Source organism: Brenneria sp. hezel4-2-4 (assembly GCF_013155275.1).
GTDB lineage: Bacteria > Pseudomonadota > Gammaproteobacteria > Enterobacterales > Enterobacteriaceae > Brenneria.
In genome coordinates, this window is the sequence record NZ_JABJXS010000011.1 from 26,235 (window position 1) to 51,700 (window position 25,466).

The 25,466-nt window shown below is 55.4% G+C and carries 22 protein-coding genes; 12 read left to right on the forward strand and 10 right to left on the reverse strand.

Features of this window, described 5'->3' with window-relative positions; translation table 11 throughout:
* Positions 1-88 precede the first annotated feature (88 nt).
* The 7 genes from corA to HOY33_RS17225 form a co-directional block, all read right to left on the reverse strand.
* Positions 89-1,039, reverse strand: coding sequence for a magnesium/cobalt transporter CorA (gene corA, locus HOY33_RS17195; protein ID WP_172291368.1), 951 nt, complete (start codon positions 1,037-1,039; stop codon positions 89-91).
* Positions 1,040-1,435: 396 nt separating this feature from the next.
* Complete coding sequence (gene uvrD, locus HOY33_RS17200; RefSeq protein WP_172291369.1) at positions 1,436-3,598, reverse strand: DNA helicase II; 2,163 nt, start codon at positions 3,596-3,598, stop codon at positions 1,436-1,438.
* Positions 3,599-3,675: 77 nt separating this feature from the next.
* On the reverse strand, positions 3,676-4,392 hold the full coding sequence (gene yigB, locus HOY33_RS17205) for a 5-amino-6-(5-phospho-D-ribitylamino)uracil phosphatase YigB (protein ID WP_172291370.1): 717 nt from the start codon (positions 4,390-4,392) through the stop codon (positions 3,676-3,678).
* The gene (xerC, locus tag HOY33_RS17210) at positions 4,392-5,321 is read right to left on the reverse strand and encodes a tyrosine recombinase XerC (RefSeq protein ID WP_172291371.1); all 930 of its coding nucleotides are present in this window, start codon (positions 5,319-5,321) and stop codon (positions 4,392-4,394) included. The genes yigB and xerC overlap by 1 nt, the downstream gene beginning before the upstream one ends.
* Entirely contained in the window at positions 5,318-6,025 is a 708-nt protein-coding gene (locus tag HOY33_RS17215) for a DUF484 domain-containing protein (protein ID WP_172291372.1), read from the reverse strand. The genes xerC and HOY33_RS17215 overlap by 4 nt, the downstream gene beginning before the upstream one ends.
* A complete protein-coding gene (dapF, locus tag HOY33_RS17220) occupies positions 6,022-6,846 on the reverse strand; it encodes a diaminopimelate epimerase (RefSeq protein WP_172291373.1) in 825 nt (274 codons plus the stop codon). The genes HOY33_RS17215 and dapF overlap by 4 nt, the downstream gene beginning before the upstream one ends.
* A gap of 74 nt (positions 6,847-6,920) precedes the next feature.
* The gene (locus tag HOY33_RS17225) at positions 6,921-7,088 is read right to left on the reverse strand and encodes a lipoprotein (protein ID WP_216660559.1); all 168 of its coding nucleotides are present in this window, start codon (positions 7,086-7,088) and stop codon (positions 6,921-6,923) included.
* 77 nt (positions 7,089-7,165) lie between these two features.
* On the opposite strand from HOY33_RS17225, the gene cyaY reads away from it, so the two are divergent.
* Complete coding sequence (cyaY, locus tag HOY33_RS17230) at positions 7,166-7,486, forward strand: iron donor protein CyaY (RefSeq protein WP_172291374.1); 321 nt, start codon at positions 7,166-7,168, stop codon at positions 7,484-7,486.
* Positions 7,487-7,512: 26 nt separating this feature from the next.
* On the opposite strand, the gene HOY33_RS17235 is transcribed toward cyaY, so the two are convergent.
* On the reverse strand, positions 7,513-8,685 hold the full coding sequence (locus tag HOY33_RS17235; protein ID WP_172291375.1) for an MFS transporter: 1,173 nt from the start codon (positions 8,683-8,685) through the stop codon (positions 7,513-7,515).
* A gap of 36 nt (positions 8,686-8,721) precedes the next feature.
* Complete coding sequence (locus HOY33_RS17240; protein WP_172291376.1) at positions 8,722-11,271, reverse strand: class I adenylate cyclase; 2,550 nt, start codon at positions 11,269-11,271, stop codon at positions 8,722-8,724.
* Positions 11,272-11,604: 333 nt separating this feature from the next.
* On the opposite strand from HOY33_RS17240, the gene hemC reads away from it, so the two are divergent.
* Genes hemC through hemY form a run of 4 tightly spaced genes read left to right on the forward strand, consistent with a single transcriptional unit; the run spans position 11,605 to position 15,648 of the window.
* Positions 11,605-12,546, forward strand: coding sequence for a hydroxymethylbilane synthase (gene hemC, locus HOY33_RS17245; RefSeq protein WP_172291377.1), 942 nt, complete (start codon positions 11,605-11,607; stop codon positions 12,544-12,546).
* Complete coding sequence (gene hemD, locus HOY33_RS17250) at positions 12,543-13,283, forward strand: uroporphyrinogen-III synthase (protein WP_172291378.1); 741 nt, start codon at positions 12,543-12,545, stop codon at positions 13,281-13,283. Before hemC ends, hemD begins: the two co-directional genes overlap by 4 nt.
* Before the next feature lie 23 nt (positions 13,284-13,306).
* Positions 13,307-14,434 carry a uroporphyrinogen-III C-methyltransferase gene (gene hemX, locus HOY33_RS17255; protein WP_172291379.1) on the forward strand — a complete coding sequence of 376 codons (1,128 nt, stop codon included), beginning with the start codon at positions 13,307-13,309 and terminating at the stop codon, positions 14,432-14,434.
* A 2-nt stretch (positions 14,435-14,436) separates the two neighbouring features.
* Positions 14,437-15,648 carry a protoheme IX biogenesis protein HemY gene (gene hemY, locus HOY33_RS17260; protein WP_172291380.1) on the forward strand — a complete coding sequence of 404 codons (1,212 nt, stop codon included), beginning with the start codon at positions 14,437-14,439 and terminating at the stop codon, positions 15,646-15,648.
* A gap of 528 nt (positions 15,649-16,176) precedes the next feature.
* Here hemY and HOY33_RS17265 read toward each other — a convergent pair.
* A complete protein-coding gene (locus HOY33_RS17265) occupies positions 16,177-16,830 on the reverse strand; it encodes a GntR family transcriptional regulator (RefSeq protein WP_172291381.1) in 654 nt (217 codons plus the stop codon).
* A 345-nt stretch (positions 16,831-17,175) separates the two neighbouring features.
* On the opposite strand from HOY33_RS17265, the gene HOY33_RS17270 reads away from it, so the two are divergent.
* The 7 genes from HOY33_RS17270 to HOY33_RS17300 all read left to right on the forward strand — a co-directional run bounded on the left by HOY33_RS17270 (position 17,176) and on the right by HOY33_RS17300 (position 25,351).
* Positions 17,176-18,534 (forward strand): MmgE/PrpD family protein, encoded by a 1,359-nt coding sequence (locus HOY33_RS17270; protein ID WP_172291382.1) that lies wholly within the window; start codon positions 17,176-17,178, stop codon positions 18,532-18,534.
* A gap of 93 nt (positions 18,535-18,627) precedes the next feature.
* On the forward strand, positions 18,628-19,953 hold the full coding sequence (locus tag HOY33_RS17275; protein WP_172291383.1) for an MmgE/PrpD family protein: 1,326 nt from the start codon (positions 18,628-18,630) through the stop codon (positions 19,951-19,953).
* Positions 19,954-20,055: 102 nt separating this feature from the next.
* Positions 20,056-20,811: a sulfite exporter TauE/SafE family protein gene (locus HOY33_RS17280; protein WP_172291384.1), complete on the forward strand. Its 756-nt coding sequence runs from the start codon at positions 20,056-20,058 to the stop codon at positions 20,809-20,811.
* Positions 20,812-21,075: 264 nt separating this feature from the next.
* Positions 21,076-22,125: an amino acid ABC transporter substrate-binding protein gene (locus tag HOY33_RS17285; RefSeq protein WP_172291385.1), complete on the forward strand. Its 1,050-nt coding sequence runs from the start codon at positions 21,076-21,078 to the stop codon at positions 22,123-22,125.
* A 205-nt stretch (positions 22,126-22,330) separates the two neighbouring features.
* Entirely contained in the window at positions 22,331-23,467 is a 1,137-nt protein-coding gene (locus tag HOY33_RS17290) for an ABC transporter permease subunit (protein ID WP_330528068.1), read from the forward strand.
* A gap of 10 nt (positions 23,468-23,477) precedes the next feature.
* Positions 23,478-24,599, forward strand: coding sequence for an amino acid ABC transporter permease (locus tag HOY33_RS17295; protein ID WP_172291386.1), 1,122 nt, complete (start codon positions 23,478-23,480; stop codon positions 24,597-24,599).
* The gene (locus HOY33_RS17300; protein WP_172291387.1) at positions 24,596-25,351 is read left to right on the forward strand and encodes an amino acid ABC transporter ATP-binding protein; all 756 of its coding nucleotides are present in this window, start codon (positions 24,596-24,598) and stop codon (positions 25,349-25,351) included. Before HOY33_RS17295 ends, HOY33_RS17300 begins: the two co-directional genes overlap by 4 nt.
* Positions 25,352-25,466 lie beyond the last annotated feature (115 nt).

Here is a 25,466-nt window from a genome sequence, read left to right on the forward strand (position 1 = left end):
ATGACGGGGATAAACCGAGTCGTCGGATAATCTAATAGGGAAATGAATAACGTCCCGCGCGCCCATTTTCACGGCGCGCGGCGCGCTTTCAGAGCCAGTTTTTGCGTTTGAAATACAGATAAGGGGCCAGCCCGGCCAGAATCATCAATACAATCGCGCCCGGATAACCGAAAGACCATTTCAGTTCAGGCATAAATTCAAAGTTCATCCCGTAGCTGGACGCCACCAGCGTCGGCGGCAGGAATACCACCGAGACCACCGAGAAGATCTTGATGATCCGGCTCTGCTCGATATTGATGAAACCCATCGCCGCCTGCATCAGGAAGTTGACCTTCTGGAACAGCGATTCGTTGTGCGGCAACAGGGATTCGATATCGCGCAGGATTTCGCGCGCCTGTTCCAACTGGCCGGAAGGCAAGCGGGCTTTACGCACCAAAAAATTCAACGCCCGCTGGGTATCCATCAAGCACAGACGAACCTTCCAGCCCACATCCTCCAGTTCCGCCAGCGTGGAAAGCGCATCATCGTATTCGTCTCCCTGACGCCCTTCCATAATGATGCGGCTCAGCGATTCCAGATCGCTGTAGATATTTTCGATTTCATCGGCCAACTGTTCGATTTTGGTTTCAAATAGATCGAGCAGCAGTTCATAGGCATTGCCATCAACCAGCGTCTGACTGCGGGCGCGCATGCGGTAAAGGCGAAACGCGGGCAGCTCGCGCTCACGCAGCGTATACAGACGACCATCGCGAATGGTAAATGCCACCGTGGCATTGCCGGCATGATCTTCAGCGTCTTCAAAAAAGAAGAAGGAGTGAATGTGCAGCCCGTCTTCATCTTCAAAGAAACGCGCGGATGCCTCAATGTCTTCCAGTTCCGGCCGGGTCGCCAGACTCTGTCCCAGCTCCTGTTGTACTTTTTCGCGCTCGCCGTCTTCCGGCTCGATTAAATCGACCCAGACAGACGAGGTCAGATCGTCGGCATCATCCAGTTCCAGACGGGATAGACGACAATTGTCCAGTTTAAATGCACTCAGCATAGGCCATAGCTCCCTTTTCAGTAGCAGAGATGGACAACGCGATAGAAGCACAGAAACAGAGGTGAAAACGTCACCGGCAGGTTTCAGTCCGTTCGACGGATCTGACTCGTAGCGATATGAATAGCATCGCTGACAACCACGAAGGCTATCAGCAGTGGAGAGATAGCCTTAGAAGTTGTACCTAATGAGCAGGTTATTGAGCCAGTATCGACTGGGTGCGTCCAAGGCGTAGGCCCTCCGGGAATAATGATGCGCGCATGTTACGCCGAGATGAAAAAGGCTGTCAACTTTAAAACCCATTGCAACGCGCTGTCGTCAATTGAATAAATGGCCGGTCTTTTGTAACAGAGCCTGTGCAATTTGATCCGGCGTCATTTTTCTCTCGTATTTTATGTTTCACACGGTTTCCAGCCGGGCATAGGCGGCCACCAGCCATTTAATGCCCTGCCCCTGAAACGCCACCTGAATGCGGCAATGGTCGCCGCTGCCTTCCAGATTGACGATGGTGCCGTCGCCGAATTTGGCATGGCGAACCCGCTGACCCAGACGATAGCCGCTGTCGTTCTGAGCGATCGGGGTGCCGAGACGCTGATGATTGACCGGACGGGTAACGCTGGCGCGCAACCTCACCTCTTCAACACATTCCGCCGGCAGCTCGCCCACAAAACGCGAAGGACGGTGATACGCCTCTTTACCGTATAACCGCCGGGTTTCCGCATACGTCAGCGTCAGCTTCCGCATGGCGCGCGTCACACCCACATAAGCCAGACGGCGTTCCTCTTCCAGCCGCCCGCCTTCGTCGAGCGACATCTGGCTGGGGAACATCCCCTCTTCCATCCCGACGATAAACACTTGCGGAAACTCCAGGCCTTTGGCCGAGTGCAGCGTCATCAGTTGCACCGCGTCCTGATAGGCATCCGCCTGCCCTTCGCCCGCCTCCAGCGCCGCATGCGACAAAAACGCCTGAAGCGGCATCAGATCCTGATCTTCATCCTGATAGCTGTACTGCCGCGTCGCGGTGACCAGTTCTTCCAGGTTTTCTATCCGCGCCTGGCCCTTCTCGCCTTTTTCCTGCTCGTACATGCTCCACAGGCCCGAATCTTTGATCACCCGGTCGGTTTGCACATGCAGCGGCAGTTCGGCGGTTTCATACGCCAACGCATCCACCAGTTCCACAAAACGTTGCAGCGCGGAGGCTGCGCGCCCCGCCAGCGCTTTTTCCTGCAACAGCACACGGGTGGACTGCCACAGCGTCAACTGCCGGTCACGGGCCGTCTGACGCACCACATCAAGCGTTCTGTCGCCAATGCCGCGCGTCGGTGTATTGACCACGCGTTCAAACGCGGCATCGTCATTGCGGTTGGCAATCAACCGCAGGTAAGACAGCGCGTCTTTGATTTCCTGCCGTTCGAAAAATCGCATGCCGCCATAAATGCGGTACGGCATATTCTGTTGCAGCAGCGCCTCTTCCAGCACGCGCGACTGGGCATTGCTGCGGTATAAAATGGCGTTATCATTCAGCGCGCCGCCATTTTCCTGCCAGACTTTAATCCGGTTGACCACAAACCGCGCCTCGTCCAGCTCGTTAAACGCGCAGTACAGTGAAATCGGCTCGCCCTCCGCGCCGTCCGTCCACAAATTTTTGCCTAATCGCCCGCCGTTATGGGCGATCAGGGCGTTGGCGGCATTCAGGATATTGCTGGTGGAACGGTAATTCTGCTCCAGCCGGATGGTCTGCGCGCCGGCGAAATCGTGCAGAAACAGCTGAATATTTTCCACCTGCGCGCCGCGCCAGCCGTAAATGGACTGATCGTCATCGCCGACGATCATCACATTGGCGCTGTCGCCCGCCAGCATGCGGATCCAGGCGTATTGAATCCGGTTGGTATCCTGAAACTCATCCACCAGAAGATTGGTGAAGCGCTCACGATAATGGTTCAGGATCTGCGGCTTATTCAGCCACAACTCATGCGCCCGCAGCAGCAATTCGGCGAAATCCACCAGCCCGGCGCGATCGCAGGCCTCCTGATAGGCCTGATAAACCCGCTGCCAGGTCTGTTCTATCGGATTGCCATAGCTTTCAATATGCTGAGGACGCAGCCCCTCATCTTTTTTGCCGTTGATGTACCACATCGCCTGACGCGGCGGCCACTGCTTCTCATCCAGATTCAACGCCCGTATCAGGCGTTTGAGCAGACGCAACTGATCTTCGCTGTCCAGAATCTGGAAATCCTGCGGCAATCCGGCATCCAGATGGTGAGCGCGCAGCAGGCGATGGGCCAATCCATGAAACGTGCCGATCCACATCCCGCCCTGACTGGTGCCGATCAGATGATCGATACGGTGGCGCATTTCCGCCGCCGCTTTGTTGGTGAACGTCACCGCCATAATGGAATACGGCGAACAGTTTTCGACAGACAGCAGCCAGGCAATACGATGCACCAGCACCCGCGTCTTGCCGCTGCCGGCCCCGGCCAACACCAATACATTGCCGCGTGGCGCGGCTACCGCATCACGTTGTTTGTCGTTGAGGCCATCAAGCAGATCAGAAACGTCCATAGATACCGGTTTTCCGTTAGCGGGAAACGGCGTCGTCGCCAGGGAGACGCCTTTCCACTGAGTATTTATCCAGGTAATTATAACAACGCTGTCAGCGATGCCAACCGGGAAATTTCAATATGCGGCAGCAAGCGGGTGTCATCGATGCGCAATAGGTTGCCTTCACGCAGGTTAATCCAGCAAGACTGCATACCGCAACGAATCGCCCCGGCGACGTCGGCGGTGAGATCGTCGCCCACATGTAAAATCCGCCGCGGCGGCAGACCGAGTTTTTCCGCGGCCAGACGATACATGTCGGCGAACGGCTTGGCGCGGCCATGCGGACCGGCACGCAGAATAAACGCAAAGTAGCGATCCAGACCAAACAGATGCGGTTGCGCGTTGCCGTTGGTGATCGCCGCCAACGGCATACGTTCGGCCAGCGTCGCCAGCGTACGGTGCGTCTCTTCCGACACGTTGATTTGGCTGCGCCAGTGGGCGAAATTGTCCATCGCTTCCCGAGCGCCCCGGGCCGCGTCGTCGGCGCTCAGGCCAATGTTAATCATCGCCTGTTCCACCGCGCGGCGTCGCCATTCGGTCACATCATGATAGATTTCCGGCTCCCGAACCCGAAGTTCAGCGCGCAGGCGCTGGAAATCCGCCGACTGAAAATCCCGCAAACCCGGATGGTATTGTTGCAGAAAGCTTACCGACTCCCGTTCGGTGCGCCGTATCACCTCATGGTTATCGTACAGCGTGTCATCCAGATCGAAGGTAAGCGCGCTGACAGTGCCCAATGGTCGGTAAAAATGCATCAGGCTTTTCCCCGTTTGGCGCGTGGATGCGCGGCATCGTACACAGACGCTAAATGTTGAAAATCCAGATGGGTATAAATCTGCGTGGTGGAAAGGTTGGCGTGACCGAGTAACTCCTGCACCGCCCGCAAATCGCCGCTGGATTCCAGCATATGGGTGGCGAACGAGTGGCGCAGTTTATGCGGGTGAACGTGGCTGTTTACCCCCTGCTTCACCCCCCATTCGGCAAAGCGCTTCTGCACATTGCGCATCGAAATACGTCGCCCCTGATTGGAAACAAAAACCGCATCGTCTTCCGGCCCGAACAGTTCACGCAGCCCCAGCCAATGCTCAAGCCAGATTACCGCCGTTTTTCCAATAGGCAACCTGCGCTCTTTGCTGCCTTTCCCCACCACCCAGACTTCGCCGCTCGCCAGATCGACGTGCCGGCAATCCATCCCCACCAGTTCAGCCAGACGCAAACCCGCGCCATACATCACTTCCAGCATGGCGCGATCGCGCACCGCCAGCGGATCGTCGAGATCGATATCCAGCAGGCGGTTCATCTCATCCACGTCCATATTCTTGGGCAAATGGCGTCCGGCCCGTGGCGTAGACACCCCTTTCGCCGGGTTAGCGCTCAGCGCGCCCCGCGAGACCATCCAGTCCAGAAAACTGCGCAGAGCGGACAAACGCAACGCCAGACTGGCCGCGTGCAGTCCATCCCGCTTACTGCGGGAAGCCACCGCGCGGACGCCGGCCGCATCCAGCATTTGCCAATCACTCAGTCCCGCGGCCGACGCTATCGCAATAATCGCCGCCAACTGACGGGCATAGCTGATTTGCGTCAGTGGGCTGAGTTGACGTTCAACCTTCAGGTAACGCAAAAATTCATCAACCTGATGTTGCAGGGATGCGATACCCGGTGCCGGTGCGGCGGGCTGGCTCATATCCGCTCAACCCAGCGCTCCAGCATGGCGGGCAGCATGGTCGTCGCCAGCTGTTGCAATAGCACGGTACCCATACCATCCTGATAGTGGTGACTGTCACGGCTGGTGAAGATAAGCAACCCCAGGTCGTGTTTTTCACCCATCATCGATAAGGCGACCGAGCCGACCTGCTTCGCCTGCGGCAACAGCAACAGCAGTTCAGGGCCATTCAGGCTGCCGAGATAATGGTTGGCCTGACCAAGACGCTGAATGCGTAAAGGTTCAAACAAGGAGCGATTCAGAGAGAGATGGGTAAAATCGGAGGGCGCGCCGATGCGCCATTTGTCGCTGAACAGACGAACCGACGCCCCCGCCAGCCCCAGCTTGCGCGCCCAGCGCTGAAGCCGGTCCAGCATATCCAGCAGGCTATCCGCCGAAGCCAGTTCCGTTTGCAGCTTCAGTAGCCGGTTAAACAGCAATTCGTTAGCCCCGGCCTGTTCCATCAACAGCGTGATTTCTTCCTCCAGTTGGGTGATGTGGTTACGCTGGCGCGCCAGTTGCCACTCCACCAGCGAGACCGTGCCCCTGACGGGATGCGGTATCCGCATCTGCTCGATTTGCCGAGCATTGCGGATAAAAAAATCGGCATTCTGTTGCAGGAACTGCAAAACCATATCGTCACTGAGTGCGATCTGGCGCTCGGCCTGCTCCTCGACATTCTTCATAAATGAATAAATCCATCGTAAACATGCGTAGCAGGACCGGTCATAAATAACGGATGCCCCGGCCCATCCCAGTGGATATCCAACTCTCCGCCCGGCAGCGACACCCGGACCTGTGCAGACAACAGCGCCTGTTGAATACCTACGGCCACGGCGGCACAGGCGCCGCTACCGCAGGCCTGAGTTTCGCCCGCGCCGCGTTCGTAAACACGCAGGGCGATCGTATTGCGATCGATGACTTGCATAAAACCGATATTAGCACGTTCGGGAAAACGTTCATGGCTTTCCAGCAACGGCCCCAGCGACTCGACGTTGGCGGTCGCCACATCCTCGACCTGAATAACACAGTGAGGATTGCCCATTGATACCACGCCGCACAATACCGTGTGCTCTTCGGCGCGCATAATGTAGGTTTTTTCCGCTTTTATGGCGCGAAAAGGGATCTGCTGCGGATCAAAATTAGGTTCCCCCATGTTCACCCGAACCAGATCATCGTCGGTGACGCTGAGAACCATCCTCCCCGTTTGGGTACTGACCGCGATATCGCGTTTGCTGGTTAATCCTTTCAGACGCACAAAACGGGCGAAGCAGCGCGCGCCATTGCCGCATTGGGCTACTTCGCTGCCATCGGCATTGAAAATACGGTAATGGAAATCCAGTTCAGGATCGTACGGCGGTTCCACCACCAGAAGTTGATCGAAGCCGACGCCGCAATGCCGATCCGACAAACGGCGGATCAGCTCGGGTGAAAAATAAACATTCTGCGTTACGGCATCAACAACCATGAAATCATTGCCTAATCCGTGCATTTTAGCGAACTGCATTATCCTGACTCCGCTGGCTTAACCGGGCGCGGTAAAAACGCTATCGTGACCTGTTATAAAAATATTATCGCCATCTACTGCTGCGCAGACGATGGTTGTTGTGCGCGATCCGTATCCTGTTGCTGAGCGGTTGGCGCGGCTGATTGCGGCTCCGGCGGAAAGTAAAGCGGCCCTTTTAAGCCGCATCCGAACAGACTAAGCAACGATAACGCCAGAAAAAACTGACGAAATACCTTTTTCATAACATTAAAACCTGTAATTCATACATGTATGCTCTCTATAATCGCAGGTGGATCATGAAAATCAATAGGAATCGAAAATGAACGATAGCGAGTTCCATCAATTAGCCGACAAATTGATGCTTCAGTTGGAAGAAACGTTGGATAATTTTGACGGTGATGCCGATATCGATTACGAAACCAACGGCGGCGTGATGACGCTAAGCTTCGAAAACGGCAGCAAAATTGTGATTAACCGTCAGGAGCCGCTGCACCAAATCTGGCTGGCGACCAAAGCCGGCGGTTATCATTTTAATTATCAGGACAACCGCTGGATATGCGATCGCGGCGGCGATGATTTTATGGCGCTGCTGTCCGGCGCCTGCTCAACGCAGGCCGGAGAAACGATTCACTTCAGTTGACTTGCGTTCCCGCCATACGCCGGAACTTACCGGCGTCTGATGAGTACCATCATCAATACCGTTGCCAGCAGGATCGCCACGCTCAGCATATTCAGCAGCGGCCAGCCGCGGCCGAATGCCATCATGCTGCCCGCCGAAAGCGAAGCCAGCGCGTTGGGCAGGCTGATAACCAGCGAGTTGATTCCCTGTAGCCGGGCTTTATGCACCGAATGGGAAAACGCGTTCAACATAAACGTACCGCCGTTGAACATGAAGGCCCAGCCAACGCCGAACATGATGAGCGCGGAAAGGAAGTGCCAAAAGGTCAGGCCGCTTAGCGCCAGCGCGATCCCGATCAGGTTACAGATAATCCCCGTCACCACCACCGCCGTGGCGCTCAATCTTTTTGCCAACACCACCAGCAACAGCGCCGGAGCATACATGGCGACAAAATGCCACTGCAACACCGTCGCGCTGTGGCTGACGGAAAAATGGTGCTGATGCATCGCCAGCGGGGCGGCGTTCATCAATAGCGTCATCACCACAAAACCAACGGTACAACTGGCGGTGCCGAGCACAAACGCCCGGCTTTTGAGAATGGAAGGCAGCGGCTCATCATGCTGCCCGGCCTGAACGCCGGCCGCCGCCGGCGGCAAATTCAGGCCAAGCAACAGTAAAGCCGTCACCATGCAGATCAGCGCCGCGGCAAGAAAACTGCCGAGAAACGGATACACCGGCCAGAGATCGGAAGATTGGCTGGCGGCAAAAGGCCCGAGAAAACCACCGAGGATCCCGCCGCTGATCACCCAGGCGATGGCGCTGTTCTTCTGCTGGTTGTCACTGAACACCTCGGCGGCGGCGAAACGGTAATACTGATTAAAAGCGCAGGACATGCCCAGCACAAACGTCGAGAACACAAACAGAGGGAAACTTTTCTGCACAATCGCCGCGGCCGCCAGCAGCGATCCCGCGATGCCCAGCAGGGTTCCGATAATAAAGGCGTTTTTTCTGCCGTATTTCGCCATCAGCGACGAGACGGAGTAAATCATCAGCGTGGCGCCGCATACGGTGGCGGTAATCGGCAGCGTGGCCAGTAACGGGATCGGCGCCATCAGGATACCCACCAGGGTGGACGATAAGGTCATCAGCGAAATAATACTGCCCGTCAAACCTTGTCCCAGCGCCAGTAACACCAGATTTCTACGTTGCAACGCGTCCATAGCAAGTCCCTTTCTAAAGGCGCCGAAAAGAAAAAATCAGAATATTTGTAAACGCTGCGGCATGGCTCTTGAGGCATCGCCAGCCACGGGGGTGATACACAGGTGGGAAAGCGCGCTACTGCGGAATGGGATCACCTGGGTACGACCATCCAGTTGAACGATCTGATAGAACTGCGGCAGGTTGAAATTGATAAAGCTGGAGCCATAGGTAAAGCGGTCGTGAGACGACGAGTAGAAACGGCTGACGTCACGCACCAGTTCCTCTTTGCTGCCCTCGCAGTGTTGATACACTTCAACCCGGTTGGACTCATCCAGAATATAAATATTAAACCCTTGATTGTCATCCACATCTTCAAAGAAGAACTGGATAATGCCTTCACTGGCGACGCCGTCAATAACCGGGGGCAAGTGGATATGGTTGGTTTCAACCTGCACCCCTTGCAGCTTGTTATTGGAAATCGCGCCATAGAATTCTACGGCATTTTCCAGCTTCTGCACCGAAACGCTCAGCCGCTCAAAAAACAGTCCCCAGGTTTGCCCGGCCACTTTCACCGCTTTAAAACGCCCCGGCTCCTGACGCGTGCTGGTCAGCCGTGACTCAATGCATTCAGAGACCAGTTGCTGCACGCGGGTGCGAATAAGCCCGCGCAAATGCTGGCTGTAGCAGAACACTTCCAGCGACTCCGGCAACGCGGCATCCTGATGCATTTTGCCCAGAATGGTTTTCAGGGCTTCCAGCACCGCCTGCTCGCCGCTGAAATGCAGCGTACGCACCTCATTCCAGGAGTTGCGGTACAGCAAATCAATGCTGCCCACCAGACATTGCTGCTGCTGTCCAAAGCTGAAAACGTCCATCTGCCGGAAATCAAAATGCACGATCTGATTGCGGAAAGCGGCGGTCGGATCGTGCTCCAGATTGACAATGATCGCTAAATGACGAATCTCACACGGGCTGTACAACGCTTTCGGCGTCGGCGCGGACAGACGCAGCGGGAAATGGCTCGAGACATCGGCCACCAGTTCCTGTAGACGGGTGATATCGCACAGCTCGTTGCCTTTAATGTGCAGATGCGTACTCGGCGTCAGCAGGCCGTTAAAATAGGCCCAGGCGACCAGCTTATTCAGGTAGCGGTTATATTCCAGCGGCTGATGGCTGATGATGGCGTCCATCGAGGGCGCCTGATTGTACAAATACCAGCCGGTACGATTGGCGCGCCCCGCCGGAACATAAATAAAGGTTAAATTCGGCTCCGACAAATCGGGGGAAATCTGCGGATTGAGCAGCGTTACCTTGCCCGGCAGCGCTTCGAACGCGGCATACAGCTTACGGGTCAATACGCCGATATCCTGCGGACTGGCGCTGACGCTCAGATTATTACGGCGGGCGAAACGGATCAGGTTACGATAGGTTTGCATCATCGCATCCAGCAGTTCGTTATGCGCTTCACGTACCCGTTCGATTTTCCAGTTTGCCCGATTGTCCAACATCGCCAGATGCTCGTCGCTCCAGCCCCATTCCTTCACCAGTTGCCTCAAAATCTGATTCCGCCAGCCTACGCAGGCATGCTCGCGCGAAAGTTTTTCACAGACTTTTAAATAGAAACATCGGCGCACCAGATCCAGACGAGTCAGATCGTTTATCTGCGTCAGATAATTCGTCACCCGCTCCAGCATCATGCAATAAGGATCCAGACCGAAAGAGACGATCTCGCCTTTATGCAGGCGTTTTTTGATATCCATCGACAACAGTTGCGTATCGGGATACTCCCAGGAATAGGTTTCCAGCAGCAGCGTTTTCAATACGGCTTTGTAAGGGGAGTCGATGCTTTTATAGAGCTGCCACAGGCTGGCGCCGAAATACTCTTCCGCCGAAAGCGTGCTCAGCCCGCCCAGATCCAGCCACTCGTTCGGCGCCAGCACCCCCTGCGCATACAGCGACAGGACATACTCATCGTAATGCGGCTCTTCTTCCACCGGCACCATGTTCCACAGAATACGTTTGCCCGCCATGCGGACAGCCGTGCGGTAGAATTCATCAAGCAACAGAATATGCTGAGTAGAACCGCAGTCTTCACCGCCCAGACTGCCGCTCTCATTGTGGCGGAAACGGTTTTCATCCATCAGGAAGAAGCTGACGTCCACGCCCTGCGAGGCCGCCCACTGCTCCAGCAGGGTACATTTTTTCTGTAACCGCTGACGCTCTTCGTTATCCAGCCAGGATTGATGGCACACCCAGATATCCAGATCGGAGCTACAGCTTTGGCCGATGGATGAGGTGCTGCCCATGGAATAGACGCCGGTAATCGGCAACTCGCCTTGTTCGTGCGAATCGGCAAACGAGCCCCATTTCAGTTCGATGTTATCCAGATAGTGTTGTTGCTTTTCATCAGGCGCGTAGAAGCAAATGCCGTGAGGAACCTTGCCCTCGACGTAGCCCGGCATGAGTGGATGATGATGATGTAATAAAATCGGCACAAGACTGTAAACCTGCTGAAAAGCGGGTTTCATTGCTGCCAGAGCACGATCAACACGCAGTTGATTGATCGCATCCAGTCTTTGCTTCAAAGTCTCGATATAGAAGTACAAGACGTTTCGCCTGATTGTCCCAGTGCTTAGAAGAACCCCATATTCCCAGCTCGCCAGAAGTAAAATTTAGAGGAATGACTGGCAAAACAGTGCTGGAAACGTGATCAATTTAACACCTTGCTGATTAAGCGTAAAGAAAGTAAAGAAAGTTAGACTTATCCTCCTTGCTTTCATTACGTTTTTAGTTACTGCTCGGCCAATCTAATTTGTTGCCTCTCTTTTCGATACCCTTTTCCCCCTTGGTTTAAAAACCAGTGCCAATGTCCGCAACCTGACACCGGCGCACCATCAGTGATACGATGGCGAAAGAAAATGATAAAAACGGTATCAAGCATGTTAGACAATATTATTAGAATTGCCACCCGGCAAAGTCCGCTTGCGCTGTGGCAAGCACGATATGTTCAGCAGCAGTTGAACCGTTACCATCCGGGACTTCAGGTCGAACTGATACCCATGGTGACCCGCGGTGATATTATTCTCGATACCCCATTGGCTAAAGTCGGCGGTAAAGGATTGTTTGTTAAGGAACTGGAATTAGCGCTGCTGGAAGGCCGCGCCGATATCGCCGTTCACTCGATGAAAGATGTGCCCGCTGAATTCCCTGAAAGACTTGGTCTGGCGATCGTCTGCGAACGCGACGACCCCCGCGACGCCTTTGTTTCCAACCGCTATGCCAACCTTGAGCAGCTTCCGGCCGGCGGTTGCGTAGGCACTTCCAGCCTGCGTCGTCAGTGCCAATTGCGCGCCCGGCGTCCCGATCTCATCATCCGTGATTTGCGAGGCAACGTAGGGACGCGGTTAGCCAAGCTGGACGCCGGCGAATATGACGCGATCATTCTGGCGGCGGCGGGGTTAAAACGTCTGCAACTGGAAGAGCGTATTCGTTGCCCGTTAAGTCCGGAAGAATCGCTGCCCGCAGTCGGACAAGGCGCGATCGGCATTGAATGCCGGTTGGACGATCAACGCACCCGCCAGCTTCTTGCCCCGCTGAATCATGCCGATACCGCCTCTCGCGTACTGGCTGAACGGGCCATGAACCTGCGCCTTGAAGGAGGATGCCAGGTTCCTATCGGCAGCTATGCCGAACTGGATGGCGATACGCTGTGGTTACGCGCCCTGGTTGGCTCGCCCGATGGCAAGCAAATCATTACCGCGGAGCGTAAAGGCAATACGTCGGATGCGGAGCGGATTGGCATTGCGCTGGCGGAAGAGCTGTTGGCAAAAGGCGCCCGGGAAATTCTTCAGGCGGTTTATCAGGAAATCCCTTCATCATGACAATTCTGGTTACCCGTCCGTCACCGGCTGGTGAGCAACTGGTGACCCGTTTGAGAAAGCGTGGCTATAGCGCTTATCACAGCCCGCTAATTGAATTTTCGCCGGGCGATGAGCTGGCGCAATTGCCCGCTCGGCTGGCGGCCTTACGCCCCGGCGATCTGATTTTCGCCCTTTCGCAACATGCCATAGACTATGCGGATCCCCTGCTGGCGCGAACCGGCGCAGGCTGGCCGCAAACGCCGGCCTATTACGCCATTGGCCGCGCCACCGCCCTGGCGCTGCATAAAGTCAGCGCCAGGCATGTCGCCTACCCTGAGGGTCGTGAAACCAGCGAAACTTTACTGCAATTACCCGAACTCCAGCATATTAATGGCAAACAGGCACTATTATTACGGGGTAACGGCGGACGGGAATTACTGGGCGCGATACTGGCGGAACGCGGAGCGCAAGTCAGCTACTGCGAATGCTATCGACGCAGCCCCGTTTATTATGACGGACTGGAACAAAGCCGCCACTGGCAGCAGGCGGGGATCGACAGGCTGGTGATCACCAGCGGAGAAATGCTACAACAGATCTATACTTTAGTTCCTGATTACTATCGGGCTTCCTGGTTACTGGGTTGCCAGTTGATAGTGGTGAGCGAACGTCTGGCTGCCCAGGCTCGCCAGTTAGGCTGGCATAACATTCGGGTAGCCGATAATGCCGACAACGATGCGCTCATGCGCGCACTACAATAAACCTGATCATGGGATGTACCATTATGACGGAACACAATACCCCCACAACCCCATCCGAAGAGGTTGCAGAACGGGTTGAACCCGCGCATCAGCAGCAGGAACCCACATCGCAGCCAGCCAAACGCAGCGGTACGGTGCTGGGGGTTATCGCGATTGTGATTGCACTGGTGCTGAGCGGCGGACTTTATTACTACACGCATCAACAGGCCCAGCATGAATCTGTCGCGATTGCGGGTCTGGCGTCTCAGTTAGATACGCTGCAACAACAATACAAGCAGGAACAACAGCAGTGGCGGGACACACAGCAACAGCACGCCAAAGCACAGGATGCCGCCGAGCAGCGCCTTAATGCGCTGACCCGCCAGTCTGATGAAATGCGCGAAAAGCTGGCCGCCTTGTCCGATAACGACACCAGCACCTGGTTGCTGGCGCAGGCGGATTTTCTGGTGAAACTGGCGGGCCGCAAGTTGTGGAGCGATAAAGACGTCACCACGGCGGGCGCATTGCTGAAAAGCGCTGACGCCAGTCTGGCGCAAATGAACGATCCCAGTCTGATTGAAATCCGTCGCGCGCTCACCAGCGACATCAGCGCGCTGGCAGGCGTCAGCCAGATAGATTTTGACGGCATCATCCTGAAAGTGAACCAACTGACCGATCAGGTGGATAACCTGCGTCTGGCCGACAATGATACCGATGAAGCGCCAATGGATGAAAACAGCACCGAGCTATCCGCCTCGCTCAGCGAATGGCGGCAAAACCTCAGCAAAAGCTGGCATAACTTTCTGGCGGAGTTCATCTCCATCCGCCGCCGCGATAGCGCCGCCGAACCGTTGTTAGCGCCCAATCAGGACGTTTATCTGCGCGAGAACATCCGCTCGCGTCTGCTGGTTGCCGCACAGGCCATTCCGCGTCATCAGAATGAAACCTATAAACAATCGCTGGAAACCGCCTCTACCTGGGTCAGAGCTTACTTCGACACCAGCGATCCCAACACCCAGGCATTTCTGGATCAGCTTGATGAATTGAGTCAGCAATCCGTGTCGATGGATGTCCCCAGCGAACTGCAAAGTCAGCCATTACTGGAAAAACTGATGCAGACACGGGTGCGTAACTTACTGGCGCAGACGCCAGCGACTCAACAGGAGGGCTGAGCATGCTAAGGATCTTGTTGCTGTTTCTTATCCTGATCGCCGGCGTGGTGGTTGGCCCGATGGTGGCCGGTCATCAGGGATACGTGCTGATTCAAACGGACAACTACAATATTGAAACCAGCGTCACCGGTCTGGCGATCATGCTGGTGCTGCTGTTTCTCGCTCTGCTGATCGTTGAATGGGCGATCCGCCGTATTTTCCGTACCGGCGCCCGAACCCGCGGCTGGTTCCTGGGCCGCAAACGCAGCCGCGCCAGAAAACAGACCAAGGCGGCGCTGCTCAAGCTGGCGGAAGGCGATTATCGCCAGGTGGAAAAGCTGATGACCCGCAATGCCGATCATGCCGAGCAGCCCGTGGTTAACTATCTGCTGGCGGCCGAAGCGGCGCAACAACGCGGGGATGATTTTCGAACCAAACAATATCTGGAGCGCGCCGCGGAAATTGCCGATACCGACCAACTGCCGGTCGATATTACCCGGGTACGTATCCAACTGGCTCGTCATGAAGATCACGCGGCCCGTCACGGCGTCGACCGCTTGTTAGAGGTCGCGCCCCGCCATCCGGAAGTGCTGCGTCTGGCCGAGCAGGCTTTTTTGCGCACCAGCGCCTACAGCGCGCTGCTGGATATTCTTCCCGCGATGCGCAAAACGCATTTGCATGATGAAGAACGCTTGCTGGAACTGCAACAGCAGGCTTATATCGGCCTGATGAATCAGGCGATGGCGGACGGCGGCAGTGAAGGACTGAAACAATGGTGGAGCAATCAGAGTCGTAAAGTGCGTCATGAAGTGCCGTTGCAGGTCGCCATGGCCGAGCACCTTATCGAATGCGACGATCACGATACCGCCCAGCAAATCATTGTTGATGGACTCAAGCGCCAGTATGACGATCGCCTGATTCTATTAATGCCGCGCCTTAAGGCAGGCGATCCCGATCGGCTGGAGAAAATGTTGCACCAGCAGATCAAGCAGCAGGGCGCGACGCCCTTACTCAACAGCACCCTGGGTCAATTGTTGATGAAGCATGGCGAGTGGCAGCAAGCCAGCGATGCCTTTCAGGCGGCGCTGGATCAGCGCCCTGACGCGTACGACTATGCCTGGCGGGCCGATGCCCTCGATCGCCTTCATCTGCCTGACGAAGCGGCGCAAATGCGGCAAAAAGGCCTTATGCTCACCCTGCAACCGGCTGTCGAGCCTCCCAAACAAGACACCTGACCGGCGTCTTCAAGCCAAAAAAAACGCTTACCGGTTAAACCGGTAAGCGTTGAAAAAATCAGGTCTGTAAGACAACAGTGTGGTGCCTCACTCAACGTTATGTCCGAAAAATCCGATGGAGATGCAACATCTTCATCTGGAGTTGGACCATAGGCACCTTAAATTGGCTCTGCGTCATTCCCAGGATTATGAAGCCGAAGCAAACATAGAAGGTGGAATGAGCATCTACGCTTAATATTATGCATTTTTCACGCCATATTTTCAACACCGGCACAAAATAGACAAAGAAAACTGATTACCCACTGAAAAATAATATAATTATTTTTTATAGGTACGCTATCCAACTTGACGACGGTCGCAAGAATCAGACCTGGCTCACACTATTGTCGCCATTCAGAGACGGATTAAACCGGAAAATAATCTATTATTATTTATCAATAGGTTAAATGTCTCCATTTTGAGACACTCAGCACCTCTTCTGTCGTCAAATACCAACACCCGCCGCAGCCAGGGCGAATACGTTATCCGTTAAAAATCCCGCTGGCTCAGTATCGCCAAACGGGCGCGATAGCCATTTCTGATATGCTGACAGGCCGATTCCTGCGCGGCTTCCCGATCGCGCCGCACCAGAGCATCAACAATCATCTGATGCTCTTTTTTGGCTTCGGCGCACCGCTCAGACAAGTCATAGGTGGTTCCGCGCAGCAGCGACAGATGAATGCGTAAATTATCCAGCATCTCATTCAGATAGGGATTGTGGGTGGCGCGATAAATCTGGCGATGGAACAAACGATTGTGATCGTGCAACTGCTTACCATCGACGATGTTCTCTTCCACGTTGACCATATTCTGCAACAGAGCGATCTCTTCGTCTGACGCCGACGCGACGGCAAGCTCCATCGCCAGCCGCTCCAATCCCTCACGTACGGCAAATAGCTGGCGCAGACGTTCATAGCTGATTTGCGCGATCATCAGACCGCGCTGCGGCCCCGGCTCGACCAGTCCCAACGTTTCCAGCCGGTGCAACGCTTCACGGATCGGCGTGCGGCTCAGCCCGAATTGCTTTGCCAGCCGGGCTTCCTGTAAACGTTCCCCAGGCAATAGCTCACCCCTTTCAATAGCGGCTATCAGGGTATCAAACGGCGATAAAGCCGCCTCACGATCGGTTAGTTTTAGATTCATAATCCATCAATTAGTGATTTAACAATAAAACAGGCCACCGGCATGGACAGGAAAACCGCCTCTCTGGTGCCTGTGCGGATCGCCCACTGGAGGGTGAGCGCCAGTTAAGTTGAAAACTTTTCAATGTTTGCCCGCCGCAATACGGTTAGCAATATCTTGTATTGCTTATTTTGTTCTTAACTTAGCTAAAAAGCATCTTTGCAGCGATTAACCCTATTGCTATCCTGTTCAGCCACAATGGTATACAAATGAATGCAGAAAAATAAATACCTAATCCGCCTGCCCTCAGGCACCAGACCACCTTCATCGTTAACATCATAGCATTGCGCTTAAGGAGTCACCGCGATGACCACTACTCCCGCGATCCCTCGCGGAGAACAGCTTAGCCAGTTTATCAGCCATGCGCCTCGGCTTCCGATCCCTGCGGCTGTCCTGCACGAAGCCAAACGCGCGCTGATCGATTACCTTGCCGTCGCGCTGGGCGCCGTCAACGATCATGCCGTGCAGAGCGTGCGCCAGGTGGTTAAACGCTGGAATTCCCAGGGCGATGCGCAAATCTTTCTCGGCGGCAAAACCACGCCCGCGCTGGCGGCTCTGATTAACGGCACCATGGCGCATGCCGCCGATTACGATGATACCCATCCGGCTGGCGCCGGACATCCAAGCGCCCCTTGCTGGTCCACCGCGCTGGCGATGGCGCAAGCCTATCAGGCCAATGAACAAGCCGCCTTGATCGCCTTTATTACCGGTTTTGAAGTCATGGCCAAACTGGGCGGCGGCTGGGTGCCTGGCGTGGGCCGCAATCTGCAACGCCGCGGATTCCATCCCACGTCAATCGTCGGCCGGGCGGGCGCCGCCGCCACTGCCGCCTCGATTCTGCAACTGAATCCGCAGCAAATCGCCAACGCGCTTGGTGCGGCGGCCACCATGATGGGCGGGCTTCAGAAATCCTCCGGCACGCACGGCAAACCGTTCCATGCGGGCAAAGCCGCGATGGACGGCATCATGGCCGCGGAACTGGCGGCGGAAGGGTTCACCGCCGCGCATCACTTCTATGAAACCGACGGTTGGGTGAAAATATTTATTCAGGATGGCAGCGCGGAAATTCCTGCGTTGGATTTCGGCCACAGTTGGGAACTGCTCGGCAACGGCTACAAACTGTATGCCAGTTGCCGGGGCACCCACGCCTCAATCGAAGCCGCGCGGTCGCTATATCCGCAGCTTAACGGCCGAAAAATTACGCGCATCCACGCCAAAGTCCACCCGATGGGCATGGTTAACGCCGGGATTGCCAATCCGAAAACGCCGCTGGAAAGCAAATTCAGCATCCCCCACTGCATTACGCTGGCGCTAAGCGGCTACGCATTGACCGATACCGATTTCACGCAGCAAACCGTTGACGATCCGCGTCCCCGCCAGTTGCTGCCGTCGCTGGATATCGAGGCCGTTGACGGTCAGTCCGCCAGCGCCGCCTTTATCGATATCTGGTTGGAAGATGGCGAGCGGCTGCACGGTGAAACCCAGGTCTATCGCGGTCATCCGCAAAACCCGCTCTCCGAGGCGGAACTCCGGGCGAAGTTCGATACCCTGACCGTACCGGTCTTGGGCACGGCTAACAGCGGCAGACTGTATCAGGCGGCGATCAATTTTGAACAGCCCGGCTCCCTTGCCGTCATCACCGAGATTCTGGCCGGACGTCCATAGCGTCTGCGGCGTCAACCATAACCATGTCGTCCCAATTGGCCGCGATCCCGCCGCTTTTCGGGACTTATCGCAAGATTTGTACAGGAATGTTTTATGACCATTGCCCGCCAGTTTGCCCACAACCTGCTGGAATTTTCCCGCCAGATCTTTCCCGCCGAGGCACTGGCTCACGCCAGAACCGCCATTATTGATACGCTTGGCGTGACGCTGGCCGGCGGTATTCAGGATGGCGCGGAAAAGCTCCGCGCGGTAATCACGCCGTCGGCGGCGGCAGGCCGGAGTCGCGTGTTCGGCACCCAGTTGCGTCTCAACGCGCTGGACGCCGCCTTGCTGAATGGCACGTCCGCCCATTTACTGGATTTTGATGATTCCAACTCCTGGCTACACGGCCACATTTCGGTCGTGGTGCTCCCGGCCCTGCTGGCGCTGGCGGATGAACATCAATCCAGCGGCGCGCAGATATTACGCGCCTACCTGTCCGGTTACGAAGCCGCGGTACGGATGGGAAAGACCGTTAGCCCGTTTCAGTATCGCCACGGCTGGCACCCCACTACCTCGGTTGGCGTCTTTGCCGGTGTGGCGGCCAGTGCCGTCCTGCTCGATCTCACCGAAGAAGAAACCGCGACCGCACTGTCGATTACCGCCTCGCTGGCTTCCGGCATCAAATCCAACTTTGGCAGTCAGACCAAATCGCTGGCGGTAGGCCAAGCCAACCGCAACGCGGTGATGGCCGTGTTGCTCGCGCGTCAGGGATATAGCACCGGACAAACCGCTTTTGAACACCACCACGGCTACTTCAACGTCTACAATCAAGGGCCGGAAAACTATGACTCCACGCCGCTCACCGAAACATGGGATGCGCCCTCTCATATCCTCGATCCGGTAAAAGGCAATACCTTCAAGGCATTTCCCTGCTGCTACGCCATCCTGTCGCCGCTGGATGCCCTGCTGACGCTACGCGAAGAAACGGCGCTGCCAGCCGACCAGATCGCACGGATTCAGGTCGCCATTCATCCGATCCGTTTCCCGCACATCAATACGCCAAAACCGGAAACGCCGCTGGCGGGGAAATTCAGCCTGCATTACTGTCTTGCCCGCGCCTGGGTCAGTGGTCAGTTGACGCTGGACGACTTTATTGATGAAGCCGCCTTTAGCGATCCCCTCACCAATGATCTGATGGGAAAAGTGGAACTAAGCTGTCACGATGAAAGCACCACGCACAGCGCCCGGGTAACCCTGATTAGCCGGGACGGCCAGCATTTCACCCGCCATGTGGCGGGAGCGCCTGGCTCAAGCGCAGACAATCCGTTGCCGAAAAACCTGATAGAGCAGAAGTTCCTCGAGTGCGCCAGTAAGGTGATGACGCGCGAGGACGCTCAGGCGTGGTATCAGCGTCTGCTTCAGGATGACTTTGACTAAACGGCCCGATCGGTCGTCAATAACCGCCGCTCCCGCCGGCAAACGTTGTACGAGTCGGGGGGAACTGGCCGCTTCTCATCGCGTTACCACGGGATCGTTATTATGCTTGAACTGATTCCGCCAGAGATATCGCCGCTGTTTGCCGGCATTCTGGTGTTTTGCAGTTTTCTCACTTCGGCCCTTACCGCCGCGCTGGGACTGGGAGGCGGCGTAACGCTGCTGGCGATAATGGGATTAGGTATGCCCGTCAGCAGCCTGTTGCCGGTACACGGCATCGTCCAGCTTGGCTCAAACATGAGCCGTACCCTGATTCAGCGTAGGCATGTGGTATGGCCGCTGGTGCTATGGTTTTTTATCGGCAGCGTCGCGGGCATCACGCTTGGCGCGCCGGTCGCGGTATGGATACCGGACAGCATCGCCAAAATCGCCCTGGCGCTGTTTATCCTGTGGTCGGTGTTTCATCAGCGCACGCCGCCCAAAAAGGTGAACCGGCTGTATTTTATTCTCGGCGGGGCGATAACCAGCCTCGGGACCATGATTGTCGGCGCAACCGGACCGTTGGTCGCCGGACTGATCGGCTCGCAAGGGCTGACCAAACAACCGCTGATCGCCACCCACGCCACCTGTATGGTGCTGCAACATGGTCTGAAAATCCTGGCTTTCGGCCTGTTGGGTTTTGCCTACGCCAGTTGGATGCCAATGCTGATCGCCATGATTGCCAGCGGCGTGCTGGGCACCTGGCTCGGCACCCGACTGCTGGATAACCTGCCCGAAAGACTGTTTCGCACCGCGTTTCGTCTGACCATGTTTATCCTCAGCACCCAGCTTATCTGGCAGGGTATAAAAGGATGGCTGTAATTCGGGAAGAAAATAACCAAAAAATAGATGGGATATAAATAAAAAATCTATTTTTTATCGAGTTATCTTCATTGAAGTCAGTTAAAAACACATGCCTCCGCAAGGGCTTTTTCCTTTATCCAATATTCTTCTTTATATATTGAAATTTGCTATTTGCCATTTAGATTCCAGCTTGAGAACATTGGTATACAAAAGAATGCAGTTGATAACTTTTATATAATTTACAACAACTTAACCATATTATTGCTTATCTCAAGGGTTCTTATGTTGAATAAAATATTCGCTTTTACGGCAGTAATGCTGCTAACACTGGGGAATTCACTGCTACCGGCCCACGCGCAAACCGCCGCGACGGGTCATGGTGAAACGTTAAAAAAAATCAAGGCCCGAGGGGAGCTGGTGTGCGGCGTGCATCCCGCCCGACATGGTTTTTCCTCTATCGACAGCAAAGGACAGTGGACCGGTCTGGATATCGACTATTGCCGCGCGCTGGCGGCGGCCATTTTCGGCGATGCCGGTAAAGTTCGCTTTTCCGCCTTGTCTACCGCACAACGCTTTCCGGCCATTCAATCCGGCGAAGTGGATGTGTTATCCCGCAACATCACCGCTTCGTTATCCCGCGACTCTTCACTGGGACTTAACTTCGCCCCGCCAACCTTCTATACCGGCACCGGTTTCATGGTTCGTGCGGATGCCGGCGTGAAGAAAATCGAGGATCTGGATGGCGCAACGATATGTATCACACCGGGCAGCAGCACTGAACATAACGTAGCCCAAATTTTTGCCTCACGTAACCTGCGCTATACGCCGGTGGTGATCGAAAACAACAAAGAGTATGTCGCCGCCTATCTGTCCGGCCGTTGTGATGTGCTGGCCCGCGATAAAGTCGCGCTGCCGGGCGTGCGTGCTTTTGATGCGGAAAATGCCGCCGATCATGTGATTTTACCGAGCATTTACTCCAAAGAACCGTTGGCGATGGCCGTACGTCAGGGCGACGATCAGTGGTACGACATTGTTAAATGGGTGGTTTACACCACGTTTAACGCCGAGGAAATGGATATCACTCAGCAGAATGTGGACAGTAAATTGCAGTCCATCGATCCCGACGTGCAGGCGTTACTGGGCCTGACCGGCGACTACGGTCAAAAACTGGGGCTGGACAATAAGTGGGCCTATAACATCGTCAAGCAGGTCGGTAACTACGGTGATATCTATAACCGCTACTTCGGCCCGGACACACCGGCGCCGCTGGATCGCGATCTGAACAATCTGTGGAACAAGGGTGGCTTGCTGTACGGTTTACCCAACCGTTAATCCCGTTCGTCGCGGCGTAAACGAAGGCCGGGCCTTCGTTTACGCCGCGATATTAAGCAGGGAAAGTCAGGTAATTAAGAGGATGGTTTTTTTGACCGAAATAAAAGAAACACCGATGATGAAGCAGCCAAAAAAGAGCATTAAACCATCCGCTTTTCCGTTATTTTCGGAAAAGTTTTTTGTCTATAAAAATATCGCTATCATCGTGAGTAATAAATCATTCCGCGCATGGTTTTATCAAATCCTGCTTGGCGTACTGATTATTTTATTCAGCTACTGGCTGTATAGCAACGTGGTGGGTAATTTACGATCGCAGAATATTGCGACCGGCTTTGGCTTTCTGCACCATACCGCGCAATTTGAAATTGGCGAAAAACTCATCAGTTACACGGCGCGCGACAGCTATACCCGCGCGCTGGCGGTCGGGCTGTTGAATACGCTGTATGTCTCGCTATGGGGGATCGTACTGGCCACCGTACTGGGCTTTTCCATCGGGATTGCCCGGGTATCAAAAAACTGGCTGTTGGCACGCATTGCCGGGTGTTACGTTGAGTTGCTGCGCAATGTGCCGGTGATTTTACAGGTGATTTTCTGGTCGGTGGTGATCCGCAATCTACCCAGCCCGCGCGCCGCCATTGAACTCGGTAGTCTGGGCTTTCTCACCAATCGCGGCCTCGCCTTCGCCCTGCCCGCGGCCCATTCCGGCTGGCTGTGGTGCGCTATCGCCCTGTTCACGGCATTGATTATCAGCGCCGTATTGAAACGAGTGGGGCGTCGCCTGCGTGAACATCATGGCCGCATCCTGCCGGTCGGACGGATTGCGCTGGCGCTGATTATCGGCCTGCCGCTGCTGGCATGGTGGCTATCCGGCAGCCCGCATCAGCTCAATCGCCCGGTGTTGAGCGGGTTTAACTTTCGCGGCGGCTTCACCATCAGCCCGGAGTTTACCGCGCTGCTGCTGGGGATTTCCCTCTACGCTTCCGCGTTTATCGCTGAAATTGTCCGGGCGGGCATTCAGTCGATTCCGAAAGGGCAACTGGAAGCCGCGCGTTCGCTGTCTCTATCTCCCTGGCAGATAATGCGCAACATCATTATCCCGCAGGCCATGCGGGTCATCGTCCCGCCGCTGACCAGCCAATTTGTCAGCCTGTCCAAAAACAGCTCTATTGCCGTCGTCGTCGGCTATCCCGAGTTGGCCAATATCGGCAATACCCTGATGAACCAAACCGGCCAGGCGCTGGAAGTGATCGCGATTATGATGGTGGTCTACCTGACGATCAGCAGCGTGACGTCGCTGTTGATGAATATTTTTAACCGCACCGTTGCCATCAAAGAACGCTGAGGAGAGCATCATGTCGTTCCCTGCTTTTTCACTCCCCGCGGCGGCACCCCGGTGGTTCACCGTCTGGCGCTGGATGAAACGTAATCTGTTCAGCAGTCTACCGCAGACTATCCTGACGCTGCTGTTGGCCGCGTTGTTACTGACCATCGGCGACAAACTGCTGCGCTGGGGCATCATTGACGCCGTCTGGCGCACCACCGATCCAGAAGTGTGCCGGGTTGCCGCCGGCGCCTGCTGGGCGGTGATTAGTGAAAAACATCGGCCGATCTTGTTTGGTCTCTATCCTTACGACCAGCACTGGAGACTGGTCATTGCCATGCTGATCTGGTTTTTGACCCTCGGTCTGTCGCTGATGCCGCGTTTCTGGCATTCGCGCATTTTGCTGCCGTTATGGGTCGTATCAGTCGCTATCATGGCGGTTCTGATGAGCGGCGGTGTATTGGGGCTGCCCCGCGTTCCCTCATCCGAATGGGGCGGGCTGCCGCTCACCATCCTGCTGTTTAGCGGCACCGTCGTCATCGGCATGCCGTTTTCGGTGCTGCTGGCGCTTGGCCGCCGCTCGCCGCTGCCTTTCCTGCGCGGCCTGTCGGTGATCTTTATCGAGAGCCTGCGCGGCGTACCGTTGATTACTATCCTGTTTGTCGCCGTTAATGTCTTTCCGCTGTTTCTGCCTGCCGGGATGGAAGTGAACAAATTGCTGCGCATTATCGTCGGCATCGCGTTGTTTTTTGCCTGCTATCAGGCGGAAGTGATCCGCGGCGGTTTGCAATCCGTGCCGCGCGGGCAGTATGAAGCCGCCGCCGCGCTCAATCTGGGGTACTGGCACACCACCACCAAAATTATTCTGCCGCAGGCGCTGCGTATTTGTTTGCCTGCCATGACCAATCACATTATCGCCGCGATGAAGAACACCTCGTTCGTCATCATTATCGGGCTGTTCGATATTCTCACCGCCACCAGTTCGGTTATGCAGGATCCACTCTGGCGCCGCTATTACCTTGAGACCTATCTTTTTATTTCGGCCATCTATCTGCTGTTTGGCTTTTTGCTTTCGCGCTATGCGCTGTGGGTGGAAAAACGCATCGATGCCAGCCGTAACCCTGAAACATTTAACCACGGAGCTTTGTCATGAGTAGTTCACTTTCCACTGAGCCGGTGATTGAAATCAAATCCGTCAGCAAATGGTACGGCGAGTTTCAGGCGCTGAACAATGTCACGCTGAACGTGGCGAAAGGGGAACGCGTGGTGATCTGCGGCCCCTCCGGTTCGGGCAAATCCACGCTGATCCGCTGCATTAACCGGCTGGAAGAACATCATCAGGGACAGATCCTGGTCAATGGCATCGAAATGAACGACAACATCAGGAATATCAACCGCATCCGCCTGAGCATCGGCATGCTGTTCCAGCAGTTCAACCTGTTTCCGCACCTGAGCGTACTGGATAACCTGATTATCGGCCCGACGCTGGTCAGGCAGATGAAAAAGCAACAGGCGATCGAACTGGCGATGCGTTATCTGGAAAAAGTGCATATTGCCAACCAGGCGCACAAATTTCCGCTTCAGCTATCCGGTGGGCAACAGCAGCGCGTAGCGATTGCACGCGCGCTATGTATGCAGCCGGAAATTATGCTGTTCGACGAACCGACATCGGCGCTGGATCCGGAGATGATTAAAGAAGTGCTGGACGTGATGCTCGATCTGGCTGAAAGCGGCATGACCATGATCGTGGTCACTCATGAAATGGGCTTTGCCAAAACGGTGGCGGACAAGGTGATCCTGATGGCTGATGGCGGCGTGATCGAATCCGCGCCGCCACAAACCTTTTTCAACGCCCCGTCGCACCCGCGTACGCGCCAGTTCCTGGACCAGATACTCAGCCATTAACGGCGCTACGGCCTGTCGCCTGTCGCCTGTCGCCTGTCGCCTGTCGCCTGTCGCCTGTCGGAGACAAAATCAGGATAGAGGGATTAATTTATTGTATATCAATAAAAAAGATGTC